Here is a 9312-nt window from a genome sequence, read left to right as displayed (position 1 = left end):
GCCACCAAGTGTCCTCGCTGGAGTCCGGTGCGGTTCGGGTGCGCCCCGAAGGGGCGCGGGGCTGTGTCGATGTGCGGCTCCGCCGCGTGGGCGACCGGCCACGACGCAGCCGCGGATGAGCGACCGCACCTCGCGGCACTTCCCGCGGAGCGCTCAGTCGCCGGTGACGCCGTCGATCCGCTCGCGGATGAGGTCGGCGTGGCCGTTGTGGCGGGCGTACTCCTCGATCATGTGGAGGTAGATCCAGCGCAGGTTGTAGTCCCCACGGCCGGGACGGCTGGCCACGTCCTCCAGGGAGCGGCCCGCGGCGGCCTCCTTGGCCTTGGCGATCTCCTCCCGCCAGATGGTGAAGGCGGCCTCCGGGGTGTCCTCCTCGGTGAGGTGGAACTCCCCGTCCGGGTCCTCCTCGCTGTACCAGATCGGCCCTACGTCCTGCTGGGCGAGCACCCGGCGGAACCAGCTCCGCTCGACCTCGGCCATATGCCGTACGAGGCCGAGCAGGGTCAGTCCGGACGGCGGCGCCGACGCCTCGCGCAGCTGCTTGTCGTCCAGCCCCTCGCACTTGAGGGCGAGGGTCGCGCGGTGGAAGTCCAGCCACCCCTCCAGGCTGGTGCGTTCATCGGCGGCCCGGGGCGGGTCGGGGCGTTCTGTGGTTGTCATGGCGGTCATGATGGCGGCGGCGTCGCCGTGACCGCCACGCGTTATTCGTGCAGCATCCCGCGCAGCAGCTCCCCGAACCCGGTGCGCAGTGCCGCGCGGTCGGGTACGGCGTCGTGGTCGGCGCCCGCGGCGCAGCTGAACATCAGTCCCTCGCACCAGGCGACCAGTGACCGCGCGTGCCGCCGGGGTTCGGTGGAGCCCAGTGCCGTCATCATCGCCTCGAGCGGCTCCCGGAAGCCGCGCCCCGTGGCGTCATAGAACTCCCGCAGCTCGGGGCGGCGGGTCGCCTCCAGCGCGAGCTCGTAGCGGGCGATCAGCAGATCGCGCTGGGTGGTGAGCGAGCGGTGCAGGGCGAGCGCGAGCGCGTCGGCCAGTGCCGCGACCGGATCGGTTCCGTCCGGTGCCGCGTCGGCCGGGCGCGGCATCTCGTCGGGCGCCAGCACCTCCGCCTCCCGCCGGGCCAGCCGCCGGACCGCAGCCTTGAGCAGGGCGGCGCGGGTCCGGGCGTGGTTGGAGGTCGAGCCGAGCGGCAGCCCGGCCGCCTCGTCCACCGCGCGGTGCGTCAGCCCCCGCATCCCGCGCTCGGCCAGCAGTGCCAGCGCGGTGTCGGCGATCAGCTCGGCGCGGGACGCGCCGGACGCGGAGGCGGACGGGGAGGCGCCGGAAGCGGAAGCGGCGGTTCGATCAGCGGTCATGGGGTCAACCTAAGCCCATCCGCTACTCGCACTACGGATGTAGTAACGTAAGTGAGTACTACATCTGTAGTGTCCTTGGAGGAGTCATGCAGCAGCCCCGTGCCGTCGTCATCGGTGCCGGAGTCGGCGGGCTCACCGCCGCCGCGGGCCTGCACCGCCGCGGCTGGTCCATCACCGTCCTGGAGCGGGCCGCCCGCCTCGAGCCGGTCGGCGCCGGAATCTCCCTCGCCCCCAACTCCCAGCGCGCCCTGGACGCCATCGACCTCGGCGACGACGTGCGCGCGCTCGCCGCCTGGCAGGGCGGCGGCGGGCTGCGCACCCCCGGCGGCCGCTGGCTCTCCCGGATGGACAGCGCCGCGACGGCCGAGCGCTTCGGCGGCCCGCTGGTCCTCCTCCACCGGGCCACCCTCGTCGACCTGCTCGTCTCCCGGCTGCCCCAGGGCGTGGTCCGCACCGCGACCGCCGCCCGGCTGGCCGACCCCGGCGCCGCCGGCCGCCCGGCCCGGGTCACCACCGAGGACGGCGACCACGAGGCGGACCTCGTCATCGGCGCCGACGGCATCGACTCGGCCGTCCGTCGCACGCTCTTCCCGGACCACCCCGGGCCCCGCTACGCCGGATTCACCACCTGGCGTGTCGTCATCCCCGCCCCCGACCGGCCGTTCGAGCCGCACGAGACCTGGGGGAGGGGCCGGATCTGGGGCACCCAGCCGCTCAAGGACGGCCGGGTCTACGCCTACGCGGCGGCCGTCGCCCCGCCCGGCGGCCGGGCCCCGGACGACGAGCGGTCCGCGCTGCTGCGGCTCTACGGCGACTGGCACAGCCCCATCCCCGATGTCCTCGCCGCCGTCGCGCCCCAGGACGTGCTGCGCCATGACATCCGGTCCATGGCCGAGCCCCTGCCCGCCTACCACCGGGGCCGGGTCGCCCTCCTCGGCGACGCCGCCCACGCGATGGCCCCCACGATGGGGCAGGGCGGCAACCAGGCCATCGAGGACGCCGTCGTCCTCGCCCACCATCTGGCCCCCGGCATCGCCGACCCCTCCGCCGCCCTGGCCGCCTACACCCGCGACCGGCTGCCCCGCACGATGGACGTGGTGCGCCGCTCGGCGCGCACCGCCCGCATGATCACCCTCACCAGTGCCTCCGCCGTCGCCCTCCGCGACGCCGCGATCGCCGCCGTCGGCCGCCTCGCCCCCGGGCTGGCCCTCCGCTCCTTCGACGGCATCGCCGACTGGCGTCCGCCCACCCCCACGTATCCTGCGGGGGCACAGCGGAAGGCATGATCGGAAGAGACCGGGGAGAACAAATGAGGGTCGGCTGCGTCGGGCTCGGCGACATCGCGCAGAAGGCGTATCTGCCCGTGCTGATGGCCCGGCCCGGTCTGGAGCCGCATCTCCACACCCGCACCCCCGCCACCCTCCAGCGGGTCGCCGACACCCATCGGGTCCCGGACGCCCAGCGCCACGCCGACCTCGACTCGCTGCTCGCGACCGGGCTCGACGCGGCCTTCGTGCACGCCCCGACCGACACCCATGCCGACCTCGTCACCCGGCTGCTCGAGGCCGGGGTGCCAACGTACGTGGACAAGCCGCTCGCGTACCACCTCGCCGACAGCGAGCGGCTCGTGCGGCTCGCCGAGGAGCGCGGGGTGAGCCTGATGGTCGGCTTCAACCGGCGTTACGCACCCGGCTACGCCCAGTGCCTGGACCATCCGCGCGATCTGATCCTGCTCCAGAAGAACCGCGTCGGCCTCGCCGAGGACCCGCGCACCCTGGTCCTGGACGACTTCATCCACGTGGTGGACACGCTGCGCTTCCTCGCGCCCGGTCCGGTGGACCATATCGATGTGCGCGCCAGGATCCGCGGCGGGTTGATACACCATGTGCTGCTGCAACTGTCCGGGGACGGGTTCACCGCGCTCGGCGTGATGAACCGGATGAGCGGCTCCACCGAGGAGGTCCTGGAGGTCTCCGGCCAGGACACCAAGCGGCAGGTGCTCAACCTCGCCGAGGTGGTCGACCACAAGGGCCAGCCGAGCGTGCGCCGCCGGGGCGACTGGGTGCCGGTGGCGCGGCAGCGCGGGATCGAGCAGATCACCGACGCGTTCCTGGACGCGGTGCGCGCCGGGCGGCGGATCGGCGCCGAGGACGCGCTGCGCACCCATGAGCTGTGCGAACGGGTCGTCAGGGACGCCGTGGAGTCGGCTGGTCTGTCCGCCGGTCCGACGGGGGGTCCGGCCGCTCACCGGACGCCTGGCCCGGCCTCCCGCCCGACGGCCGGCCCGTCCGCCGTCTGAGCGCCCGGCCCCCCTCGGCCGCGCAGAAGACGGCGAGCGCCGCCATCGCCCCGTACACCGGCCAGGGCCCGATCCGCACATACGGGCTGGTGCCCTGCCCCAGCGGCACCGTGTAGACGGTGGCCGCGCTGGTGCCGGTGGACATCCGGGGGCCCACCGGCTCGCCGCGCGGCCCGAACACCGCGCTCTCCCCGGTCAGCGTGGCGTGCACCATCGGCCGCCAGGTCTCGGCGGCGCGCAGCGCGGCCAGCGAGGCGTGCTGCGCCGGCGCCCAGCTCTGCTGGAAGGTCGAGGTCGAGGACTGGACGACGAGCACCCGCGCCCCGTCCCGCACCAGGTTCCGGCTCATGTCCGGGAACGCCGACTCGAAGCACACCAGCGGCCCGATCCGCAGGGAATCCGGCAGCTTCATCACCACCTGCTCGGTACCCCGGTGGCGGTCCTCACCGGCCGCCTTGCCCACCGAGGTGGCCCAGCCCAGCAGCGGTCGGGCCGGGATGTACTCCCCGAAGGGGACCAGCCGCATCTTGTCGTAGCGCTGCCCCGTCGGACCGTTCGGACCGATCAGCACCGAGCTCTTGTAGATGCCGGGCATGTCGCCGCGCCGCGCGTCCACGTTGACCAGCAGATCCGCGCCGACCGTGCGGGACAGCGCGGCCAGCCGCCCGCGCAGCTCCGGATGGGTGGTCAGATCATGGGCCACGCTGCTCTCGCCCCACACCACCAGGTCGACATCGCGGCCGGCCAGCTGCCGGGTCAGCTCCGCGCTGCGCTCGAAGCGCGGCCCCGGCCCCGGGATGACCCCCGGCTGCACCACCGCGATCCGCGCCGTCCCGGGCTCCTTGGCCTGGGGTACCCAGGCCCATGCCCCGGCCACCGCGGCGCCGCACGCGGCGAGCCCGGCCAGCGCGACCGTACGGGCCCGGGCCACCGCGATCAGCACCGTCACCGCGACATTCACCAGCACCAGCAGAAAGCCGAGCAGCCAGACCCCGCCCACCGAGGCCAGCCGCAGCGCGGGCGCCACCTGCCACTGGCTCGCGCCCAGCAGCCCCCAGGGCCCGCCGAGATACTGCCAGGACCGGGCCAGCTCGGCCATCAGCCAGACGGACGGCAGCAGCACCAGCGCCGCCGCCATCCGCCCGGCCCCCGGGCGGCCGTGCAGCAGCCGGTGCGTCAGCCACCCCCAGGGCACCCACAACAGCCCGAGCAGCAGCGCCAGGAGCACGATGAACACATGCAGGCTCGGCATCAGCCAGTGGTGTACCGCGAGCAGGAACCCGGCGCCGCCCAGCCAGCCGTCCCGCATCGCCCGGCGGCCGGTGGGCGCCGAGCGCATCAGCAGCAGCCAGGGCACCAGGGCCACATACGCCCACCACCACAGCGAGGGCGCGGGGAAGGCCAGTGCGGGCAGCGCGCCCGCCAGCAGCGCCATCGCGCCCCGCCACCACGGGGAGGCCAGCCGCCGCCCCCACAGGTCCTCGCCGCCGACCGGCCTCCGCACCTCGGATGCCCCCCTCCTGTTGGCACAGGGCCAGTGTGCGGGAGTCAGCCGATCATGAACAGGGCGGGGGCGCGCCGGAGCGTGCTTCATGCCGATTCCGGGCGGTCGCGTTCCGGGCGATCTTGTTCCGGAAGGTCTTGTTCGGCCCAGATGAGCTTGCCGCCCTCGGTGTAGCGGGTGCCCCAGCGGCGGGTCAGCTGGGCGACGAGGAACAGCCCCCGGCCGCCCTCGTCGGTGGTGCGGGCGTGGCGCAGCCGCGGTGAGGTGCTGCTGGTGTCGGTGACCTCGCAGATCAGTACGTCGTGCCGGATCAGCCGCAGCCGGATGGGGCCGGTGCCGTGGCGGATGGCGTTGGTGACCAGCTCGCTGACGATCAGTTCCGTGGTCGTCATCAGCTCGTCCAGCCCCCACTCGGCGAGCTGGCGCATCGCCAGGGAGCGGGCGCTGGCGACGACGGCCGGATCGGAGGGCAGGTCCCAGGAGACGACGTGGCCGGTGCCCAGACCGTGGGTACGGGCCAGCAGCAGGGCCACATCGTCGGTCTGCGAGGAGGTCAGCAGGGTGTCGACGACCGTGCGGCAGAGCTCCTCCAGCGGCAGCACGGCCTGGCCGAGGGCGTTGCTCAGCCGGCCGAGGCCGACGTCGATGTCCTGGTCGCAGGTCTCGATGAGCCCGTCGGTGTAGAGGGCGATCAGGCTTCCGGCGGGCAGCTCCAGCTCCGCCGACTCGAACGGCAGCGACCCCAGGCCCAGCGGGGGACCGGCGGGCAGCGCGGGGAAGGTGACCTCGCCCGAGGGGTCCACGATCGCGGGGGTCGGGTGGCCCGCCCGCGCCATCGTGCACCGCCGGGTGACCGGGTCGTAGATCGCGTACAGACACGTGGCGCCCAGCACCGCGGCCGCCACGCCCTCCTGCCCGGACTCCTCCTCGGTGAGCCGGATGACCAGGTCGTCGAGGTGGGCCAGCAGCTCCTCGGGCGGCAGGTCCATATCGGCGAGCGTGTGCACGGCCGTCCGCAACCGCCCCATGGTGGCCGCGGCGTTGATGCCGTGCCCGACCACATCGCCGACCACCAGCGCCACCCGGGCGCCGGACAGCGGGATCACATCGAACCAGTCGCCGCCGACCCCGCTGCGCGCGTCCGTGGGCAGATAGCGCGAGGCCACCTCGACGGCCTGGCCGCCGCTCAGGGCGTGCGGCAGCAGACTCCGCTGGAGGGCCAGCGCGGTGGCGCGCTCACGACTGTAGCGGCTGGCGTTGTCGATGTTCAGCGCGGCCCGCGCGACCAGTTCCTCGGCGAGCAGCAGATCGTCCTCCTCGAACGGGTCCGGATGCCGGGAGCGGACGAACGAGGCCACGCCCAGGAGGGCGCCGCGGGCGCAGATCGGAACCACGATCAAGGAGCGCATCCCGAATTCGTGCACCTTCCGCGTCCGGGCCGGGTCGTCGCCGCTCCACGCCTGCAAGGAGGCGTCCAGCTCCGAATCCAGCACGGACTCTCCTTCGAGGAAACAACAGGCGAAGGGCGACGCCGGGGAGATGGCGATCGGATCGCCGCGCGCCGCGATGGACTCGGGACAGCCCTCGTGGATGGACGCCTGGCCGGCGCGCCGGAAGGCCGGGATGGTCCGGGTCGGCCGTGCCGAGGGCTCCTCGCCGCGCAGGACGGACTCCAGCAGATCCACGGTGACGAAGTCGGCGAGCCTGGGCACCGCGAAGTCGGCCACCTCCTGCGCGGTGCGCATGACGTCCAGCGTGCTGCCGATCTGCTCGCTGGCCTCGTTGAGCAGCGCCAGCCGCTCCCGGGCCCGCCACCGGTCGGTGACGTCGATGCCCATGTAGCACACGGCCACCGGACGGCCCTCGGCGTTGTCCAGGCGGAAGAAGGAGGTCGAGTACGCGTGCTCGCGGTGGGGCGCGGCCATCGTCCAGCCCCGGTACTCGTAGTCGATCACCGGCTTGCCGGTCTTCAGCACCTGCCGCATCTGCGCCTCGAGCGCCTCGGTGTCCAGCCCCGGCAGGCACTCCGCCATCCGGCGGCCCATCCGCTGCTCACGGGGCAGCCCGCCGTAGCGCTCCAGCGTGTCGTTGAGCCACACATACCGCAGATCCGGGCTGAGCACGGCGATCCCGACCGGCGACCGGGTGAGGAACGCCTGGAGCAGCGAGCCGCTGAGCGCCCAGGTCGGGATGGAGCCCATGTCGATCCCGGAGACCAGCCAGGAGACCTCGCCGTCCGGGTCGCGCATGGCGGAGATCCGCAGCCCCACCTCGATCCGGCGGCCGTCCCGGTGCCGGAGCCGCCCCAGGCCGCCCCAGCCGTCGTGCTCCTGGCACCACGAGCCGATCGCCTCGGCCTTCGCGGCGTCCTCGGGCGCCGCCAGCAGCATCCTGGCCGACTGCTTCACCGCATCCGCCGCCGGATAGCCGAGAAGTCTCTCCGCCGCCGGAGTCCAGCCGGTAATGGTCCCCGTGGCGTCGATCAGCGCCGAGGCCGCATCCGCCATGTCGAACGGGACATGCGTCTCGGTCGGCGCGATTCCCTGGGGGATGGCCATCGCACCCGTCCCATCTGCGGATACATTTCCCTTAATACTATGACTCCTGAGCCTCCCCGGTGGTGAGCCGTGCGACCACGAGTGCGACGAGGATGATCCCGCCGTAGATCGCCTGGATCCAGAACGACGACACCTGGGCGAGGGTCAGCAGGTTCTCCAGCATCCCCAGCAGCAGGGTGCCCAGCAGCGCCCCCAGCAGGGAGCCCCGGCCGCCCCGGAGGCTGATCCCGCCGATCACCGCGGCCGCGAAGACGGTGAAGATCAGACCGCTGCCCTGATTGGCGCCCAGCGCCCCGACCCGCCCGGCCAGCACCAGCCCGGCCACCCCCGACAGCGCCCCGCCGATCACCAGGACCGCCCACCCCACCCGGCCGGTCCGGATGCCCGCCGCCCGGGCGGCGGGGGTGCTGCCGCCGATCGCGTACACCGCGCGGCCGTGCCGGTGGTAGCGCAGCACGAACCCGGCGAGCGCGAAGCACAGCGCCGTCAGCCACACCGAGATCGGCACCCCCAGCCAGTCCCGGGAGCCCAGGGCGAAGAACGCGTCCGGCGCGCTGAACAGCGTCCTGCCCGAGACCAGGCCGATCAGCACACCCCGCAGCACGATGTTCATCGCCAGGGTCACGATGAATCCGTTCAGCCCCAGCCCCACGATCAGCGCCCCGTTGACGGCGCCCACGCCCGCGCCCACCAGCGGGATCAGCAGCAGCCCCGCCCAGGTGGGCCACCGGGTGCCGAAGCCCGCGTCGGCGGCCGGGATGACGACCAGGAAGCCGAGCGCGGGTGCCAGACCCGCGATGGACTCCAGGGAGAGGTCCATCCTGCCGCTGATCAGGATCATCGCCTCGGCGAGCACCAGCAGCCCGAGCGCCGAGGACGCCCCCAGGATGTTGACGAGGTTGTCCCGGGTGAGGAAGCCGGGGTTGCCGAGCGCGCCGATGACCAGCAGCAGGACCACCGCGGGCAGCAGCGCCAGATCGCGGATGCCGAGCGGGACGAGGCGGCGGACGCGGCCCGGCGCGTGGGGCGTACGGAGGTCAGCCATGGCCGGGGGGAATCCCCTCGATCGCGGCGATCAGCTCCCGCTCCGCCCAGCCCGCCTCGTACGCGGCGGTCACGAAGCCGCCCGCCATCACCAGCACCCGGTCACAGGCTCGCAGATCCTCCGGCTGGTCGGAGACCAGCAGCACCGCCCGCCCCTCGGCCCGCGCCCGCAGCGCGACCCCCAGCAGAGCCCGCCGGGAGCGGACGTCCACCCCGGCCGTCGGGTCGATCAGCACCAGCACCCGCGGATCCGTGGCCAGCGCGCGGGCCATGGCCACCTTCTGCTGATTGCCGCCGGACAGCGCGGTCACCGGCTGCGCCGGGCCCTCGGTGGTGATCTCCAGCTCGTCGATGGCGCGGCGGGCGAGGGCGTCCCGGACCGAGGGCCGGATCAGCCCGCCGGGCCCGAGCCGTCCGCTGACCGGCATGGTGATGTTCTCGGCCACCGACAGCTGGGGGACCAGCCCCTCGGTGTGCCGGTCGCGGGGCAGACAGCCCACCCCGGCGGCCAGCGCCCCCCGGACGCTCCCCGCTGTCTCTTATACACATAAC

8 protein-coding genes are annotated in these 9312 nt (G+C 73.7%); 2 read left to right on the top strand and 6 right to left on the bottom strand.

The annotated features are described in order from the left end of the window. Nucleotides 1–153 precede the first annotated feature (153 nt). Together ACFXB5_RS49435 and ACFXB5_RS49430 are read right to left on the bottom strand one after the other, a co-directional pair. On the bottom strand, nucleotides 154–660 hold the full coding sequence (locus ACFXB5_RS49435; protein ID WP_385221558.1) for a DinB family protein: 507 nt from the start codon (nucleotides 658–660) through the stop codon (nucleotides 154–156). Between the two features lie 41 nt (nucleotides 661–701). Then, the gene (locus ACFXB5_RS49430) at nucleotides 702–1355 is read right to left on the bottom strand and encodes a TetR/AcrR family transcriptional regulator (protein ID WP_385221555.1); all 654 of its coding nucleotides are present in this window, start codon (nucleotides 1353–1355) and stop codon (nucleotides 702–704) included. A gap of 86 nt (nucleotides 1356–1441) precedes the next feature. On the opposite strand from ACFXB5_RS49430, the gene ACFXB5_RS49425 reads away from it, so the two are divergent. Together ACFXB5_RS49425 and ACFXB5_RS49420 are read left to right on the top strand one after the other, a co-directional pair. Next, nucleotides 1442–2641, top strand: coding sequence for an FAD-dependent monooxygenase (locus ACFXB5_RS49425; protein ID WP_385221552.1), 1200 nt, complete (start codon nucleotides 1442–1444; stop codon nucleotides 2639–2641). Between the two features lie 23 nt (nucleotides 2642–2664). After that, nucleotides 2665–3654 carry a Gfo/Idh/MocA family oxidoreductase gene (locus ACFXB5_RS49420; protein ID WP_385221550.1) on the top strand — a complete coding sequence of 330 codons (990 nt, stop codon included), beginning with the start codon at nucleotides 2665–2667 and terminating at the stop codon, nucleotides 3652–3654. Here ACFXB5_RS49420 and lnt read toward each other — a convergent pair. The 4 genes from lnt to ACFXB5_RS49400 form a co-directional block, all read right to left on the bottom strand. Beyond that, a complete protein-coding gene (gene lnt, locus ACFXB5_RS49415; protein WP_385221561.1) occupies nucleotides 3542–5089 on the bottom strand; it encodes an apolipoprotein N-acyltransferase in 1548 nt (515 codons plus the stop codon). The genes ACFXB5_RS49420 and lnt overlap by 113 nt on opposite strands. A 155-nt stretch (nucleotides 5090–5244) precedes the next feature. Further along, nucleotides 5245–7716, bottom strand: a complete 2472-nt coding sequence (locus tag ACFXB5_RS49410; RefSeq protein ID WP_385221547.1) for a SpoIIE family protein phosphatase — start codon at nucleotides 7714–7716, stop codon at nucleotides 5245–5247. 37 nt (nucleotides 7717–7753) lie between these two features. Next, nucleotides 7754–8761, bottom strand: coding sequence for an ABC transporter permease (locus tag ACFXB5_RS49405; protein ID WP_191068770.1), 1008 nt, complete (start codon nucleotides 8759–8761; stop codon nucleotides 7754–7756). Next, entirely contained in the window at nucleotides 8754–9260 is a 507-nt protein-coding gene (locus ACFXB5_RS49400) for an ATP-binding cassette domain-containing protein (RefSeq protein ID WP_385221543.1), read from the bottom strand. The genes ACFXB5_RS49405 and ACFXB5_RS49400 overlap by 8 nt, the downstream gene beginning before the upstream one ends. Nucleotides 9261–9312 lie beyond the last annotated feature (52 nt).

This window comes from Streptomyces sp. NPDC059455 (assembly GCF_042750115.1).
GTDB lineage: Bacteria > Actinomycetota > Actinomycetes > Streptomycetales > Streptomycetaceae > Streptomyces > Streptomyces endocoffeicus.
The sequence above is the reverse complement of the archived record's forward strand: the minus strand, read 5'-3'. Positions and strand labels throughout refer to the sequence as shown.